Raw genomic sequence first — 14,590 nt, forward strand, 5'->3', positions numbered from 1 at the left:
AGGTATTACTGATGAAAGCCTGGATTTGCCTTCCACTGATTGCCTTGGCCCTTGCTGGCTGCGCGGGCAAGACGGCCTACCGTGACAGCTGCGCGACCCAGCTGGATGCCGCCTGGAAGGAGCTGGATCTGGCCAAGGCCGAAGGCTTCGCCGGTGCCGTCAGTTACTCCAAAGCCTTGTCTTTGCTGACGGGGGCCAAGACCCAGCAGCAGTTCGAAGGCTTTGAAAGCTGTACCCGCAAAGCCGAAAAGGCCCGCTTCTACATTCGTGAATCTCGCGCCGGGCGCTGATCAGGGAGCATCGTATGTCTGCCATGCTCGACCATGTAGTTATCCAGATACTGACCTTGCAGGTGCGGTTGCTGGCCTGTCGTGAACGCCTGGCTGCCAATACCGACAGCGAAGCCTTGCACGACCTGCGTGTCACCTTGCGGCGCCTGCGCAGTCTGTTGAGGCCGCTGCGTGGGCTGCCCGGCGTGGAGCAGCTCGAGGATGCTGCAAGGTCGCTGGGTACCCTTACCACGCCCTTGCGTGATCGCGAGGTAGTGGCGGCCGAGCTGATCGGACGCGGTCATGCGGCAGCCGGGCAGCGGCGTCTGCAGGGGCGTGACAGGACCTTCGCCAGCGTCGCTGCCAGCCCACAGCTGGCAAGGGTATTGGCGATTCTCGACGCCTTTCCATTGTTCCTGCGGGCGGCGGGCCGGGAGGGGTTGGTCAAGTCGCTGGGCAAGCGCATCGACAAGCGTCTGGTCAAGCAGTGGCGCAAGTTGTACGAAGCGTTGCAGGACCCGGCCCACGATCGCCACCGCCTGCGTTTGCTGATCAAGCGTGCGCGGTATGGTGATGAGGCCTACCCGCAACTCGATCACGCTGGGAAAAAACTGCAACGTCTGCTGAAAAAGGCACAGGGCGACCTGGGCGATTGGCACGACCGCCTGCAATGGCTGCTGCAAGCGCGTGACCAGGCCGACCTGCTCCCCTGCAGGGCCGATTGGGAGCAGGAACTGCATGAGGCGGAGCGTCAGTCAGATATGACGCTGGACGCCCTGCAACAGGCACTGACGCGGCGCTATCACGGAAAATGACCGATATGCGGGCTGATTCCCCGGGGTTTGCTGGCTAGGATGAGCGGACCTTTTCCTTTGCAGGCAGGAGCCGGCCAATGAATTTCAACCAACTGCTCGACGCCGTGCGGGCCAACCCGGATTCCGTCAGCATCCCGCCCAGTTGGGCCCAGGGGCGCGCTGCTTTTGGCGGCTTGATGGCGGCCATGGTGTATGAATCCATGCGCCTCAAGATCTGCGACAACCGCCCGGTACGCTCATTGGCCATCAGCTTTGTGGCACCCGCGGCGGCGGATGTACCCATCCGCTTCGAGGTGGAGATTTTGCGCGAAGGCAAGGCGGTTAGCACGCTGCTGGGCCGCGCCGTTCAGGCTGGCCAGGTGGTGACCTTGGTGCAGGGCAATTTCGGTGCGGGCCGGCCTTCGGTGGTGGAAGTGCCGGCGTTACCGGCCATAGAAATGCCTGCGCTCGACGAGGCGGCCCCGGAGTTGCCCTATATCAAAGGCGTTACCCCTGAGTTCATGCGGCATGTTGCCCTGCGCTGGGCAGTGGGCGGGTTGCCGTTCAGTGGCAATCAGTCGCGCAGGATGGGCGGTTGGGTACGCTTGCGGGATGTGCTGGAAGAACCGGTGAGCGAGGCGCACGTGCTGGCGTTGGTCGATGCCTGGCCGCCCAGCCTTATGCCGTTTCTCAAGCAGCCCGCTGCGGGCAGTACGCTGACCTGGACCATCGAGTTCATCCAGCCAACAGCGAAGCTGTCGACCCTGGATTGGTGTCGGTACTGCGTGGAGACCGAGCATGCGCGGGATGGCTATGGGCACGCTGCTGCGGCGTTGTGGACGGCGCAGGGCGAGTTGTTGGCGTTGAGCCGGCAGACCGTCACCGTTTTCGCCTGACCCTTGCAAGGCTGCTCACAAGGAGTGCTCCGGCAACTGACTCAGTGTCGGTGCTTGTGCCGCTCCCGCCAGGCCTTCCACCAGGCCCCGCTCAGCACGAAGCGCGGAAAGGTGATGAACTGCTCGGTCAGTAAGCGCTGCACGGCATCCTGGCGGTTGGCGAACGGCTCGGGCTGCTCGGCTTCAAGGCGGTGCCCTTGGCGCTGCAGGCCCAGCGCGGCGACCAGGGCAATCACACCCACCGCGATCTGGCCGAGGTCGAAACCGAACAGGCCGGACAGCACCAGTAGTGTCCCCAGAATGAACAGCGGAACAGCAATCAGGTGCAGTACCAGGTTGGCCGGGTGGCGGTGATTGTGGTGATAGCCGCGCCATTGCCAGGCGGGAAGATTGGGCAGGCGTTTGCTCATGGGGATTTCCTCTCGGTCATGCCCAAAGCTTAGTGCGGCCCCCGAGTGGGGGCCAATCGAGGCTAGCTATGCTGACTATAGCTTGAGCTGGCCAATGGCCTTGTTAAGCTCGCCGGCCAGGGTCGCCAGTTCGCTGCTGGTAGTCGCCGAACCGACCGTCTGCTGCACGGTCCGCTCGGTGACATCGCGGATGCTGACCACCGCGCGGTTCATTTCCTCGGCTACCTGGCTTTGCTGCTCGGCCGCTACAGCGATCTGGGTATTGCTTTCGCGCATCTGCGCCACGGCACCGGTAATTTCAGCCAGCGCCTCACCGGCTTCCTGTGCCTGACGCACGCAGTCGTCGGCCTTGTACGAGCTTTCCTGCATGAACTCCACCGCATCGCGGGTACCCGACTGCAGGGCCGAAACCATGGTAGTGATTTCATCCGTGGAGGTTTGCACGCGTTTGGCCAGGTTGCGCACTTCATCGGCCACCACGGCAAAGCCTCGGCCGAGGTCGCCGGCGCGCGCGGCTTCGATGGCAGCATTGAGCGCCAGCAAGTTGGTCTGTTCGGCAATACTGTGGATCACACTGACTACACCGTTGATCTTCTGACTGTCTTCGGCTAGCTGTCGAATCATCTCGGCAGTTTGCTGCACGCCGCTGGAAAGCCCGGAAATCGAATCCTGCACTCGGCTGACCACCGCTTGGCCGCTGCCGGCCAAGGTGTCGGCGGTTTGTGACAAATCGCGGGTGGCACCGGCGTGCTGGGCGATGTGGTGCACGGTCGCCGACATTTCGTTGATGGCAGTGGCGGCCTGGTCGGTTTCACTCTGCTGGCCGAGCATGCCATGGCGTACGTCGCTCATGCTGGCGGCCAGGCGTGCAGCGCCCGAGTCCAGTTGTGCTGCGCTGTGGGCGACGGTGCTGACCACGCGGTGATAGGTGGACTGCATGGCGTTGAAGGCCCCGGCCATCTGGCCGACCTCGTCGCCACTGGCCAGTGGTACGCGGGCCGACAGGTCGCCGGTTTTTTCTACGTGTAGCATCACGTCCTTGAGGGTGTTGAGCTGGCTGAGCAGGAAGCGGATCAGCAGTTGGGAGGCGCCGAGCATGGCCAGCATCAGGATCAGTACACACACCGCGTAATTGCTGAAGCGATCGAAGAAAACCTGACGCAGACTGGGGGACTGAGCCAGCACAGCCAACTGCTGGTCGCCGTTGCGCAGCACCTGTGCGCCACGCAGCGGGTTTTCACCGAGGATCCAGGCGCTCGGCAGTTCTACCCAGCCTTGGGTGTTGCGCAGGGCATCGAGCGCCTCCCCGGCGTAGGTTGGCGTTTGCCCTGTTGACCAACTGATGACGTTGGCCGGGCGTGGCAGTGCTTGCCCGGCTGGCCAGGCGGCCAGCAACTGAGCTTGTGCGGCCGCCTGGCTCTGAGCCGCCTCGGCACGTGCGCGTTGCTCCAGGTGCACGGCGTACAGCACCAGCAGCAAGGTGGTGACAAAGGCCACTGCGTTGACGGCCCAGAATTTGTACTTCAGGGAAACATTGCTAAGCCAGGCACCCATGGGCAGGTCTTCTCTGAGTTGAGCGGAAACAATATTGGCAAGGTGCCATCATTGTGCCCGCATCCTCGACGGGATTTGTTGATGCATATCAACGGCGTTCACCCGCTCCGCAGAAACCCGCAAGAATCAGGGGAGCTGGAAAAAGTCGCGCGCCGTTGCCGTGGTATGCGCCGCCGTGTGCTCGGCTGACTCACCGCGATGCGAGGCCACCTCGCGCAGTACCTCCGGCAAGAACGCCGGCTCGTTGCGCCCACTCTTGGGCTTGGGCCGCAAGCTGCGCGGCAGCAGATAGGGTGCGTCGCTTTCCAGCATCAGCCGGCCTTGAGGGATGTTGCCCACCAGCGGGTGCAGGTGAGTACCGCGGCGTTCGTCGCAGATCCAGCCGGTAATGCCGATGTGCAGGTCCAGGTCCAGGTAGGCGAACAGCGCCTCGCGCTCACCGGTAAAGCAGTGCACCACCGCGCCGGCCAGGTGGTCGCGGTAGTCCTTGAGAATCGCCAGCAAGCGCTCGCTGGCATCGCGCTCGTGCAGGAACACCGGCAGGCGCAGCTCCGCAGCCAGTGTCAGCTGGGCTTCCAGGGCTTTTTCCTGCAGCGGGCGAGGGGAAAAGTCGCGGTTGAAGTCCAGGCCACATTCGCCCACAGCGCGTACGCGCGGTTCACTCAACAACAGTCGCAACTGGCGCTCGCTGTCGGCATCCCAGGCCTTGGCATCGTGAGGGTGCACGCCGGCCGTGGCGAAGAGGTGCGCGCCGCTGGCATCCAGTTGTTGGCACAGCTCCAGCGCTTGTTCGCTGACCGCCAGGCTGGTGCCTGTCAGCAGCATTTGCGTAACGCCGGCCTCCAGTGCGCGCTCGACGATTGCTGCCTGTTGGTCATGGAAACTGCTGTTGGTCAGGTTGACGCCGATATCGATCAGTTGCATGGTGCTGTCTCGTGCCGCGGGACGGCCAGCATAGCAAATGCCGCGTTTTTCTGAAAAAACCAAGAACTTCATGCTGTTGCCGTGGTCATTTGCCGTCGTTCATCACTTGGCGGTGCACCCCATGGATGCCGCTCACCGACCACGGACACGTTTTCGCATGCTGCGATGCTGGCTCATTTTTCTGCTGACGCTCGGGTTGATCTTTACCGGCCCCGCCCAGGCGCGTACGCCGGGGCCACAGCAGAACATACCGCCTGCCAAGGTGCGTGACCTGCTGCAGATTCGCACCAGCAAAGTACTGCGAGTGCTGGTCAACCAGAGCCGCAACAGCTCGGGGGAGGTCAAGGGCGAGCCAGTTGGCATCGAGTATTATCGCCTGCGTGCCTTGGAGCATTTCCTCAATGCTCGTACCGCCGACGACCAGCAGATTCAGCTAAAGCTCATCCCGCGAGCCAAGGAGCAGTTGTTGGGCGCCCTGGCCCGCGGCGAGGGTGACCTGGCCGCGCCAGGCGAGCTGCTTGACCCCACGACGGTGGGCGCTGTCAGCAGCAGTGCGCCGATACTCGACCAGGTGCCGCTGACGCTGGTCGGGCGCAAAGGCGAGCGAAGTTTCAGCAAGGTCGAACAGCTGTCAGGGCGTACCGTCGCCTTGACCAGCGCCAGTGCCGCCGGGCCGCTGATCCAGCAGGTCAACCAGCAACTGGCACTGCGCAAGCGGCCGCTGATCAAAGTGGAGTGGGTCGATTCGACACTGGCGGTGGAGGATGTGCTGGAGATGGTACAGGCGGGTATCTACCACCTGACCGTGGTCGAGCAGCCCATTGCCCGGCGTTGGGCCCGGGTTATGCCGCGCTTGCGCCTGGACAGCCGGGTGCGCCTGGGGCCGCCGCAAGCCATGCGCTGGTATGTAGGGCGTGATGCGCCGCAACTGTTGGCAACAGTCGATCACTTTCTGCAAGGTTACCGCGCGCCAGACAACCAGGATGCGGCGTTCGAGCGTATCTACCGCCGCCAGTACCGGGTACACAACCCGTTGGCCAGCAAGGGCCGCCAGCGTCTGGCCTCGGTACGGGCAGTGTTGCAGAAACACGGCCAGGCGCAACAGATCGACTGGCTCAACCTGGCTGCACTGGCCTTCAAGGAGTCGACGCTCAACCCGGCTGCACGCGGCACTGGCGGTGCCCATGGCCTGATGCAGATTACCCCCGCGGCGGCCCAGCGGGTAGGGGTGAGCAATACCGCGACGGTAGATGGCAATGTCCTGGCCAGTGCCCGTTATCTGGCGCTTATCCGGCGCAAGTTTTTTGCCAGTGCCAAGATCAATGAGCGTGAGCGCATGGCCTTTGTGCTGGCAGCCTACAACCTTGGCCCCGAGCGGGTTCAGGCCATGCGCGCAGAGGCCCGACGGCGAGGGCTCAACGGTAACCAGTGGTTCTTCCAGACCGAGCGTATCGCCATGGAGCAGGTGGGGATGGGACCGGTCAATTTCGTCAATAGCATCAACAAGTACTACCTGGCGTTCAACCGCGAACGCACAGCACTGGAGCGCGTAGCGAAGCGTTAACAATCGATTATATCGATTGTTATGTTGGGTTTTTTGCGATTTTCATATCTATTGAATTGATTATGATGGCGCCCATCCCAACACAACTGCTTCGCTTCAAGGACGCTTCCACATGAACAACACTACCCTCAACGCACTGTTCTCTACTCGTGCTGGCGCAGGCCTAAGCGTTATCCGCATCCTGGTCGGCATCATCTTCATGGCCCATGGTGCGCAAAAACTCTTCGGCCTGTTCGGCGGCTACGGCCTGGAAGGCACCGGCCAATGGATGGAAAGCATCGGCCTGGCGCCGGGTTATCTGATGGCCTTGCTGTCCGGCAGTGCCGAATTCTTCGGTGGCCTGGCCTTGGTGGTCGGCCTGCTGGCTCGCCCGGCGGCCCTGGCGCTGACGGTGACCTTGATAGTGGCGATCGTTTCGGTGCACATCGGCAACGGCCTGTTCATGTCCAACAACGGCTATGAGTTCGCCCTGGCGCTGTTGGCCGGCACTGTTGCAGTCATGATCGAAGGCGCCGGCTGCTTTTCGCTCGACCGCCTGATCGCCCGCTAATCACCTCTATGCTGCGAGCAACGAGCCGCAGGCAAGCGCGGGCCAATACTCGGCTTGTTCTTGCTTGCGGCTTGTAGCTTGCAACTTGGGGCTCATCGCTCTAGCATACCGCCTGCGCCGATTTAAACAGCTACTTGCGGGGCGCAGGAAAGCCCCACCTCCGGGTCGTCCGAAATACCGCTAAAGCGCTGGTTCGGTGACGCCTCCCACCGCTGCCCAGCGGGATTCGCGAGGCGGAGAGAAACTCCATGAGTTGCCCACGTACCAGTGTCTGTTTGAGCCCTTTGCCTGCCAGCCAGGCGTCCCGTACACCGCGCATCCTGCTCGGCGGTCGGCATCAGCCCACCCTTTTGCGTCATCTTGAAGGCCTGTCACGGCGCAAGGGGCAGGCACGTGCCTTTCTGATCCAGTTTGCCGATAGCGGCTGCCACCTCGCGCAGTATGGCAATGACCGTTTCGATCTGGCTGTGATCCAGGCGCCGGTGCCGGATGAGGCCGCCGAAGTCATAGGCCATCTTACCCGCATCGCGCGTCAAGGCCTGATTACCCGCCGCTGAGGAATGCGCTATTGAGCACCAATATCATTACCACAGAAGGCCATGAGGCACTGAAGAAAGAGCTGGACCACCTGTGGCGGGTTTATCGTCCGGAAATCACCCAAAAGGTTGCCTGGGCGGCGTCGTTGGGTGACCGAAGCGAGAACGCGGACTACCAGTACAACAAGAAGCTGCTGCGCGAAATCGACCGCAGGGTGCGGTACCTGCGCAAGCGTCTTGAAGATGTGAAAGTGGTGGCCTATTCGCCTGAGCAGGAAGGTAAAGTATTTTTCGGTGCCTGGGTTGAGATCGAGAACGACGAGGGCGAGACCATGAAGTTTCGCATTGTCGGCTATGACGAGATCTACGGGCGCAACGATTACATTTCGATCGATTCGCCCATGGCTCGCGCCTTGTTGAAGAAGGAGGAGGGTGATGAGGTGGTGGTGCATACACCTACCGGTGAAGCGACCTGGTATGTGAGCAGCATCAGTTACGGCCAGGGCGTCTCGACGGACTGACTGGGCCCGTTTTGCGCCGCCCTGAGGCATGTGCTGTCCTTTTAAGGAATCGCCCAGCCCTCAGGGTCGCTCCTGCAGAAGCTCTGACAGCCAGGACTCAAGCCTCGCGCAACACCGCCAGCGGGCTGGCATTCAGCGCCCGCCGCGTTCCCAGCACCCCCGCACCACCCACCAGCAGCGCCCCCGCCAGCGGCAACACCAGCAACCACGGGTGCGGGCTCCACTGCAAGTCGAAGGCATAGCGATACAGTACCCAGGTAATCAGTTCGCAGCCCACGGCCGCCAATAGCCCGCTGGCCGCACCCAGCAGGCCGAACTCGATACGCCGTGCCTTGACCAGCAACGGCCGCGCCGCACCCAATGCCCGCAGCAGTGCGCCTTGGCGAATGCGCTCGTCCAGCGTGGCCTGCAAGCCAGCGAACAGCACGGCCAGCCCGGCGGCCAGCACGAAAAGCAGCACATATTCCACCGCCAGGGTGACCTGGGCGAGGATGCTGCGCAGCTGGTCGAGCAAGGCATCCACCTGCAGGATGGTCACCGCCGGAAACGCCCGTGACAGTGCCACTACATCCAGGTCATGCCCCGGTGCCAAATAGAAGCTGGTCAGGTAAGTGGTCGGCAGCCCCTGCAGCGTACCGGGCTGGAAGATCATGTAGAAGTTCGGCTGGAAGCTGTCCCAATGCACGCTGCGCAAGCTGCTCACGCGGGCTTGGCGTTGCTGCCCGCCAATATCGAACGTCAGCAGGTCGCCCATCTGCAGTTTCAGGCTGCTGGCCAGTTCCGCTTCCACCGAAACCCCGGGGATGTCGTTGTCGGCTGGCAAGGCTTGCCACCAGCTGCCGGCGCTCAACACATTGCCTTCGGGTAACTCGGCGGCCCAGGTCAGGCTAAGGTCGCGCTGCACCGCGCGCTCGCCTGCCGAGTCCTTGCTGACCATCTGCTGTACCGGTTTTTCGTTGATTTGCACCAGGCGTCCGGGTGTTACTGGGTAGAGCGGTGCCGAAGCGGCATTGACCTGGTGCAGGCGTTGAGCGAACAGCTCACGGTCATCTGGCAGGATGTTCAGGGCGAAGTGGTTAGGCGCATCCTTGGGTAACTGTGCTTGCCAGGTGTCGAGCAGCTCTGCGCGCAGCAGGGCGACCAAGGCCATGGCCAGCAGTATCAGGCCGAAGGCCAGGGCCTGGCCAGCCGCAGCCATGGGGTGGCGTAATAGCTGGCCCAGCCCCAGACGCCAGGTGAGTGGCGCTCCGGCCAGCAGTTGGCGCAGGCTGCGTAAACCGAGCAACAGCAGCCCGCCGAGCAGAAGTGCAGCGACCAGGCCGCCACCGAGCAGGGCGAAGGTGAGCAGCAGGTCGAGGCTCAGGCGCCACATGATGAGGCTCAGGGCGAGGAGGGCGGCGCCGTACACCAACCAACTGCGCGCAGGTATCGGCAGCAGGTCACGGCGCAGCACGCGCAGTGGCGGCACCTGGCCCAGCGCTGCAATCGGCGGCAGGGCGAAGCCAGCCAGTGCCACCAACCCGGTACCGATACCTGCCAGCGCTGGAATGATGCCGCCGGCGGGCACCACGCTCGGCAGCAAGCCGTGCAGCAGGCGGAACAGGCCCAGCTGAGCCAGCCAGCCGAGCAGGGCGCCGGCCAGGGCAGCGACCAGTCCGAGCATGGCCAGTTGCAGGCAATACAGGCCCAACGCCTGGTGGCGCGACAGGCCCAGGCAGCGCAGCAGGGCGCTGGCGTCCAGCCGGCGTGCAGCATAGCGGCTGGCCGACAGAGCCACGGCTACGCCTGCCAGCAGCACAGCCACCAGGCTGGCCATGTTCAGGTAGCGCTCGGCTTTGCCCAGGGCACCGCCGATCTGCTGGTTGCCATCGCGGGTGTCACGCAGGCGCTGGTTGGCGGCCAGGTCTTTTTCCACGGCCTGACGGTACTGCGCCAGCGCCTCGGCATCGCCGCGCCACAGGTCGCGGTAGGTGACCCGGCTACCCGGCTGGATCACACCGGTGGCTTCCAGGTCGGCCAGGTTCATCATCACGCGCGGGGTAAGGCTGTAGAAGTTGTTGGCGCGGTCCGGTTCGTAGGTAAGCACACGGCTCATGCGCAGGGATTTCATGCCCACGTCGATGCTGTCGCCGATCGCCAGCCCCAGTGCCGCCAACAGGCGCGGTTCTACCCACACCTCGCCACGGGCAGGGCCGCCGCCGGGTGTTTCTTCGGCATAGGGTGCCGGAGCGCTGCGTACTTGCCCGCGCAATGGGTAGGCGCCGTCGGCGGCCTTGACGCTGGACAGCTGGATGCCATTGTCACCGCCGACCACGCTGGTGAACTCGACCACGTGTGCATGGCGCAAGCCCAGTGCCTTGCCGGCATCGAGCTGTTGTCCGCGGGCCGGGGCGCTGCCCTGCAGTACCAGGTCGGCGCCAAGGAACTCGCTGGCACGCAGCTGCATGGCGCCGTTGAGGCGGGCGCCGAAATAGCCGATGGCGGTGCTGGCGGCTACCGCCACCAACAGGGCAAAGAACAGCACGCGCACTTCACTGGCGCGAACATCGCGCAGCAACTGGCGCAGTGCCAGGCGACACAAGCGGGACAGCGGCATATGGCTCACCGGGCCTCCATCGGCGCCACAAGGCGGCCCGCGTCCAGGCGGATCTGGCGCCGGCAGCGGCGGGCCAGGCGTTCGTCATGGGTGACCAGCACCAAGGTAGTGCCGCGCTCCTTGTTCAGCTCGAACAACAAGTCGCTGATGCGCTCGCCGGTGTGGCTGTCGAGGTTGCCGGTGGGCTCATCGGCAAACAGCACCGCAGGCTGCGCGGCGAAGGCGCGGGCGATTGCCACGCGTTGCTGCTCGCCGCCCGACAACTGCCGAGGTGTGTGGCTCAGGCGCTTGCCCAGGCCGACCCGTTCCAGCAAGGTGCGAGCCTGTTCGCGGGCATCGCGGCGGCCGTCCAGTTCCAGTGGCAGCATGACATTTTCAAGGGCATTGAGGCTGTCGAGCAGCTGGAACGACTGGAACACGAAGCCCACATGTTCGGCACGCACACGGGCACGCTGGTCTTCATCCAGTGGCCCCAGGTCGTGGCCGGCGAGCATGACTTTGCCGGCGCTGGGCCGGTCGAGGCCGGCGAGCAGGCCGAGCAGGGTCGATTTGCCGGAGCCCGAGGCGCCGACGATGGCCAGGCTGTCGCCTTGGGCCAGGTCGAGAGAAAGCGCGTGGAGGATGGTGAGGTCACCTTCCGCGCTGGGGACCACTTTGCTAAGGTTCTGCGCAACGAGAATGCTGGGGCTCATGGAGAATCCGATGCGAGTGTGGTGGTTGAGTGCCGGTCTGGCCCTGTATTGCCTGGCCCAGAGCGCAGCGGCAGGAACACTGCTGATTGTTGGCGATAGTATCAGCGCCGGTTTTGGCCTGGATAGCCGCCAGGGCTGGGTGTCTCTCTTGCAGGCCCGCCTCAGGGAGGAAGGTTTTGACGATAAAGTGGTCAATGCGTCGATCAGTGGCGACACCAGCGCAGGCGGCCAGGCGCGGCTGCCGGCGCTGCTTGCAGCACATAAACCAAGCCTGGTGGTGCTGGAGCTGGGCGGCAACGATGGTCTGCGCGGGCAGCCGCCTGCTCAATTGCAACAAAATCTTGCCTCGATGATCGAGCACTCGCGCGAGGCAGGTGCCAAGGTGCTGCTCTTGGGCATGCGCCTGCCGCCCAATTATGGTGTGCGTTACACCACTGCATTTGCCAAGGTGTATGAACAGCTGGCGGTGGACAAACAGGTTCCTTTGGTGCCGTTTTTCCTCGAAGGGGTAGGGGGTGTACCTGAGTTGATGCAGGCTGATGGCATCCATCCGGCCCAGGGTGCTCAGCAGCGGCTGCTGGAAAATGCCTGGCCAGCGATAAAACCCTTGCTGTGACGCTTTAAACGGGGACGCCTTTCGGCTAATGTTGCGCCCCCCGTTTCGAGTGCTCCAAATGCCGCGCCCTGCCTGGTCCCTGTATGCCTATCAACTGATCGAGCCCGATGAGCAGCTCGACCTGTTCGCCTGCCAGGAAATCCGCGTCCACCTCGTGGCCCGCCAGCTTGAGCTGGGCGTGCCGGTCGACCGTACTTTGTGCGGCGGCCTGCTGCCAGCCCAGCCGCGTTGGTCGGGGGTGCCGCGATCGATCTATCGCGATGGCCGCCTGTGTGAGCTGTGCCGTGCCATCCTCGATGCCCAGCGACGTGGCATGCGCCCGGTGTGGCCAGAGCTGCACGGCAGCTGAACGACAAGCGCCTTTCATCATCTGAAACGTTTGCAACGTGCCAATGCCTCCCGCTTGCATCGGCGCGGGTGTACAATCGATCCTCTTGACCCACCTTTCGAAGGATTTACCGGATGTTGCCGCGCTTTCCTGCCGTCACCCGTAGCCTGTCCCTGGCCGCCCTGTTGGTAGCGGGCCCCGCTGCTGCGCTGGAGCTGCCACTGCCACCGCCCGGTGAAGACATCGTCGGCCAGGTGCATGTGATCAAGGCAAAGTACGAGGACACGTTCGCCGATATCGGCACCGCAAACGACCTTGGCTACCTGGAAATGATCGCCGCCAACCCGGGCGTGGACCCTTGGCTGCCGGGCGCCGGCACCGAGATCATCCTGCCCACCCGTTTCGTCCTGCCGCCGGGCCCGCGTGAAGGCATCGTCATCAACCTGGCCGAGTACCGCTTGTACTACTTCCCTAAGGGGCAGAGCGTGGTGTACACCTTCCCGCTGGGTATTGGTCGCGAGGGTTGGGGGTCGCCGATCGCCAACACCAGGATCACCGCCAAGACGCCCAACCCGACCTGGACGCCGCCCGCTTCGATTCGCAAAGAGCACGCAGCTGACGGTGACATCCTGCCGACCGTCGTGCCGGCTGGCCCGGACAACCCGCTTGGGCCGTTCAAGTTCACCTTGGGCGTGCCGGGCTACCTGATCCATGGTTCGAACAAGAAGTTCGGCATTGGCATGCGCACCAGTCACGGCTGCTTCCGCATGTTCAACAATAACGTGCTTGAACTGTCGAAGATGGTGCCGGTAGGGACTCCGGTGCGCATCATCAACGAGCCTTACAAGTTCGGTATCAGTGGCGGCAAGGTCTATCTTGAGGCACACACGCCGCTGGATGACCACGGCAACCCGTCGGTGGTCGACAAACACACCGCCGTTATCAATACCTTGCTCAAGCGCGAAGACCTGGCCAATAACCTACGCATGAACTGGGACATGGTGCGTGATGTGGTGGCCGCTGAAGATGGTATGCCGGTAGAAATTGCCGTGCCGGTGGATAACCAGGCGGGCGCACCGATGGTGACGAGCATTCCGCCCGAACTGCAGTAAGGTAATTTCGACACACCCAGGCCTGCCTTAGTGCAGGCCTTTTCGTACCTGCTGGCCGCGTTTGCCGGTTTCAAAGGCAATAAAAAAGCCGACCCACAAGTGGGTCGGCTTCTTAACAATCCGTGAGGATTATTACTTGCGGCTGGCTTTGTCCAGCATACGCAGAGCGCGCTCGTTGGCTTCGTCAGCGGTCTGCTGAGCCTTCTGAGCGGCTGCCATTGCGTCGTCAGCCTTACGGTAGGCTTCGTCAGCACGAGCTTGAGCGCGAGCTGCTGCGTCTTCAGTCGCAGTCAGACGAGCTTCGGTTTCTTTGGATACGCTGCTGCAACCGGTAGCCAGAACTGCGGCCAGAGCCAGAGCAGAGAATTTCAGAACGTTGTTCATCGTGTTCCCCTTCAAGGACTTTCTATTAAATAGCCATCTCTCAGGAAAGAGAAACTGGCCGGCGTACATAGTACCCATTACTTGTAGTAAGTAAACTGACAGAGCGCAAGAACTGCAAAAAAAATGTTGCTTGACCCTGCGCCGACAAGATTTGCGACGTGTCTGTGAAAAAAATGTGCAGGGTTCGCAAGCGATTGTGGTACTGGAACTTTTTTGTTGAACTAAGGGTGACTTTAACTGTCGATCAGCGTCTTAAGCCCTAGAACATCCGGTGGCTGTTGGGCGGGCTTGGGAAAGTCGCCCGGGCGGCGTTTTGAGCATTTTTAACCGCCACCACCTTGAGCAATCCCGCTTGCGGTGCCTACTATCTTGTGAGTGCCAGAGGATCCGAACGATTACAATCGTCCAATCGTCGAAGCGGCAACAGGTGGCGTAGAGGATTCTGTGCCGGATAAACCACCATCGGTTAAGGTATGGGTCTGCCGAGAAGACCTGCGAGGAGTAGTGATGAGCGAAGCGCTGACCATCCACCATGACCAGGCCGGTCATCAGTTCGAGACCAACGTGGACGGTCATCGTGCCTATCTGACGTACATGGATCTGGGCAAGCAGACGCTGGACATCTATCGCACCTTCGTGCCCAACGCCCTGCGCGGCCGCGGGATTGCTGCCGCCCTGACCGAGCGTGCCCTGGAGTACGCCGAGCAGATGGGCTACACGGTGATCCCGTCTTGCTCGTATGTGGAACGTTACATGGAGCGCCAACAGCGGCATTCGAGCAAGGCCTGAGCTGACGACAGGTACCAGACACAACAAAAAACGCCGGGCAGTGCCCGGCGTTTTT

At 62.6% G+C, this 14,590-nt stretch carries 17 protein-coding genes; 11 read left to right on the forward strand and 6 right to left on the reverse strand.

All coding sequences use genetic code 11. The features are described 5' to 3' along the window. Positions 1-11: 11 nt before the first annotated feature. From ACF8GF_RS25165 to ACF8GF_RS25175, 3 genes are all read left to right on the forward strand, one after another. The gene (locus tag ACF8GF_RS25165) at positions 12-290 is read left to right on the forward strand and encodes a hypothetical protein (protein WP_176683951.1); all 279 of its coding nucleotides are present in this window, start codon (positions 12-14) and stop codon (positions 288-290) included. 14 nt (positions 291-304) lie between these two features. After that, entirely contained in the window at positions 305-1,084 is a 780-nt protein-coding gene (locus ACF8GF_RS25170) for a CHAD domain-containing protein (RefSeq protein WP_392488717.1), read from the forward strand. A 77-nt stretch (positions 1,085-1,161) separates the two neighbouring features. Next, positions 1,162-1,959: an acyl-CoA thioesterase II gene (locus ACF8GF_RS25175; RefSeq protein ID WP_176683949.1), complete on the forward strand. Its 798-nt coding sequence runs from the start codon at positions 1,162-1,164 to the stop codon at positions 1,957-1,959. 41 nt (positions 1,960-2,000) lie between these two features. On the opposite strand, the gene ACF8GF_RS25180 is transcribed toward ACF8GF_RS25175, so the two are convergent. The 3 genes from ACF8GF_RS25180 to ACF8GF_RS25190 form a co-directional block, all read right to left on the reverse strand. Next, complete coding sequence (locus ACF8GF_RS25180; protein WP_176683948.1) at positions 2,001-2,369, reverse strand: Mpo1-like protein; 369 nt, start codon at positions 2,367-2,369, stop codon at positions 2,001-2,003. Positions 2,370-2,444: 75 nt separating this feature from the next. Next, positions 2,445-3,923, reverse strand: coding sequence for a methyl-accepting chemotaxis protein (locus tag ACF8GF_RS25185; RefSeq protein WP_176683947.1), 1,479 nt, complete (start codon positions 3,921-3,923; stop codon positions 2,445-2,447). Between the two features lie 126 nt (positions 3,924-4,049). Then, a complete protein-coding gene (locus tag ACF8GF_RS25190) occupies positions 4,050-4,847 on the reverse strand; it encodes a TatD family hydrolase (RefSeq protein ID WP_176683946.1) in 798 nt (265 codons plus the stop codon). Positions 4,848-5,004: 157 nt separating this feature from the next. Here ACF8GF_RS25190 and ACF8GF_RS25195 point away from each other — a divergent pair, with 157 nt between their 5' ends. The 4 genes from ACF8GF_RS25195 to greB all read left to right on the forward strand — a co-directional run bounded on the left by ACF8GF_RS25195 (position 5,005) and on the right by greB (position 8,018). After that, positions 5,005-6,411 carry a transglycosylase SLT domain-containing protein gene (locus ACF8GF_RS25195; RefSeq protein WP_176683945.1) on the forward strand — a complete coding sequence of 469 codons (1,407 nt, stop codon included), beginning with the start codon at positions 5,005-5,007 and terminating at the stop codon, positions 6,409-6,411. Positions 6,412-6,523: 112 nt separating this feature from the next. Further along, entirely contained in the window at positions 6,524-6,961 is a 438-nt protein-coding gene (locus ACF8GF_RS25200) for a DoxX family protein (RefSeq protein WP_392460391.1), read from the forward strand. A gap of 248 nt (positions 6,962-7,209) precedes the next feature. After that, positions 7,210-7,518 (forward strand): hypothetical protein, encoded by a 309-nt coding sequence (locus ACF8GF_RS25205; RefSeq protein ID WP_176683944.1) that lies wholly within the window; start codon positions 7,210-7,212, stop codon positions 7,516-7,518. A gap of 11 nt (positions 7,519-7,529) precedes the next feature. Continuing rightward, positions 7,530-8,018 (forward strand): transcription elongation factor GreB, encoded by a 489-nt coding sequence (gene greB / locus ACF8GF_RS25210; RefSeq protein WP_209964877.1) that lies wholly within the window; start codon positions 7,530-7,532, stop codon positions 8,016-8,018. 97 nt (positions 8,019-8,115) lie between these two features. Here greB and ACF8GF_RS25215 read toward each other — a convergent pair whose 3' ends face one another. After that, the gene (locus ACF8GF_RS25215) at positions 8,116-10,623 is read right to left on the reverse strand and encodes an ABC transporter permease (protein ID WP_392460390.1); all 2,508 of its coding nucleotides are present in this window, start codon (positions 10,621-10,623) and stop codon (positions 8,116-8,118) included. Further along, a complete protein-coding gene (locus tag ACF8GF_RS25220; protein WP_021782890.1) occupies positions 10,620-11,306 on the reverse strand; it encodes an ABC transporter ATP-binding protein in 687 nt (228 codons plus the stop codon). The genes ACF8GF_RS25215 and ACF8GF_RS25220 overlap by 4 nt, the downstream gene beginning before the upstream one ends. Positions 11,307-11,316: 10 nt before the next feature. Here ACF8GF_RS25220 and ACF8GF_RS25225 point away from each other — a divergent pair, with 10 nt between their 5' ends. The 3 genes from ACF8GF_RS25225 to ACF8GF_RS25235 all read left to right on the forward strand — a co-directional run bounded on the left by ACF8GF_RS25225 (position 11,317) and on the right by ACF8GF_RS25235 (position 13,362). Continuing rightward, positions 11,317-11,922: an arylesterase gene (locus tag ACF8GF_RS25225; protein ID WP_176683941.1), complete on the forward strand. Its 606-nt coding sequence runs from the start codon at positions 11,317-11,319 to the stop codon at positions 11,920-11,922. Between the two features lie 58 nt (positions 11,923-11,980). Continuing rightward, positions 11,981-12,271: a hypothetical protein gene (locus ACF8GF_RS25230; protein ID WP_003250283.1), complete on the forward strand. Its 291-nt coding sequence runs from the start codon at positions 11,981-11,983 to the stop codon at positions 12,269-12,271. Positions 12,272-12,384: 113 nt separating this feature from the next. After that, positions 12,385-13,362 (forward strand): L,D-transpeptidase family protein, encoded by a 978-nt coding sequence (locus tag ACF8GF_RS25235; RefSeq protein WP_176683940.1) that lies wholly within the window; start codon positions 12,385-12,387, stop codon positions 13,360-13,362. Positions 13,363-13,494: 132 nt separating this feature from the next. Here the strand turns inward: ACF8GF_RS25235 and ACF8GF_RS25240 are convergent, their stop codons facing one another. Then, on the reverse strand, positions 13,495-13,746 hold the full coding sequence (locus ACF8GF_RS25240; RefSeq protein WP_003250288.1) for an Lpp/OprI family alanine-zipper lipoprotein: 252 nt from the start codon (positions 13,744-13,746) through the stop codon (positions 13,495-13,497). A 507-nt stretch (positions 13,747-14,253) separates the two neighbouring features. Here ACF8GF_RS25240 and ACF8GF_RS25245 point away from each other — a divergent pair. Beyond that, positions 14,254-14,535 (forward strand): GNAT family N-acetyltransferase, encoded by a 282-nt coding sequence (locus tag ACF8GF_RS25245; RefSeq protein WP_003250290.1) that lies wholly within the window; start codon positions 14,254-14,256, stop codon positions 14,533-14,535. The last annotated feature ends 55 nt before the right edge of the window (positions 14,536-14,590 follow it).

Origin of the sequence: Pseudomonas sp. yb_5, assembly GCF_043103865.1 — a bacterium.
Taxonomy (GTDB): domain Bacteria; phylum Pseudomonadota; class Gammaproteobacteria; order Pseudomonadales; family Pseudomonadaceae; genus Aquipseudomonas; species Aquipseudomonas putida_Y.

What these genes read in the sequence shown, in the direction of transcription:
- ACF8GF_RS25185 (WP_176683947.1), bottom strand. Translation starts at nt 3,923, where the DNA reads ATGGGTGCCTGGCTTAGCAATGTTTCCCTGAAGTACAAATTCTGGGCC.
- ACF8GF_RS25225 (WP_176683941.1), top strand. Translation starts at nt 11,317, where the DNA reads ATGCGAGTGTGGTGGTTGAGTGCCGGTCTGGCCCTGTATTGCCTGGCC.
- ACF8GF_RS25175 (WP_176683949.1), top strand. Translation starts at nt 1,162, where the DNA reads ATGAATTTCAACCAACTGCTCGACGCCGTGCGGGCCAACCCGGATTCC.
- ACF8GF_RS25195 (WP_176683945.1), top strand. Translation starts at nt 5,005, where the DNA reads ATGCTGCGATGCTGGCTCATTTTTCTGCTGACGCTCGGGTTGATCTTT.
- ACF8GF_RS25230 (WP_003250283.1), top strand. Translation starts at nt 11,981, where the DNA reads ATGCCGCGCCCTGCCTGGTCCCTGTATGCCTATCAACTGATCGAGCCC.
- ACF8GF_RS25220 (WP_021782890.1), bottom strand. Translation starts at nt 11,306, where the DNA reads ATGAGCCCCAGCATTCTCGTTGCGCAGAACCTTAGCAAAGTGGTCCCC.
- ACF8GF_RS25170 (WP_392488717.1), top strand. Translation starts at nt 305, where the DNA reads ATGTCTGCCATGCTCGACCATGTAGTTATCCAGATACTGACCTTGCAG.
- ACF8GF_RS25200 (WP_392460391.1), top strand. Translation starts at nt 6,524, where the DNA reads ATGAACAACACTACCCTCAACGCACTGTTCTCTACTCGTGCTGGCGCA.
- ACF8GF_RS25165 (WP_176683951.1), top strand. Translation starts at nt 12, where the DNA reads ATGAAAGCCTGGATTTGCCTTCCACTGATTGCCTTGGCCCTTGCTGGC.
- ACF8GF_RS25205 (WP_176683944.1), top strand. Translation starts at nt 7,210, where the DNA reads ATGAGTTGCCCACGTACCAGTGTCTGTTTGAGCCCTTTGCCTGCCAGC.
- ACF8GF_RS25190 (WP_176683946.1), bottom strand. Translation starts at nt 4,847, where the DNA reads ATGCAACTGATCGATATCGGCGTCAACCTGACCAACAGCAGTTTCCAT.
- ACF8GF_RS25245 (WP_003250290.1), top strand. Translation starts at nt 14,254, where the DNA reads ATGAGCGAAGCGCTGACCATCCACCATGACCAGGCCGGTCATCAGTTC.
- ACF8GF_RS25235 (WP_176683940.1), top strand. Translation starts at nt 12,385, where the DNA reads ATGTTGCCGCGCTTTCCTGCCGTCACCCGTAGCCTGTCCCTGGCCGCC.
- ACF8GF_RS25180 (WP_176683948.1), bottom strand. Translation starts at nt 2,369, where the DNA reads ATGAGCAAACGCCTGCCCAATCTTCCCGCCTGGCAATGGCGCGGCTAT.
- ACF8GF_RS25240 (WP_003250288.1), bottom strand. Translation starts at nt 13,746, where the DNA reads ATGAACAACGTTCTGAAATTCTCTGCTCTGGCTCTGGCCGCAGTTCTG.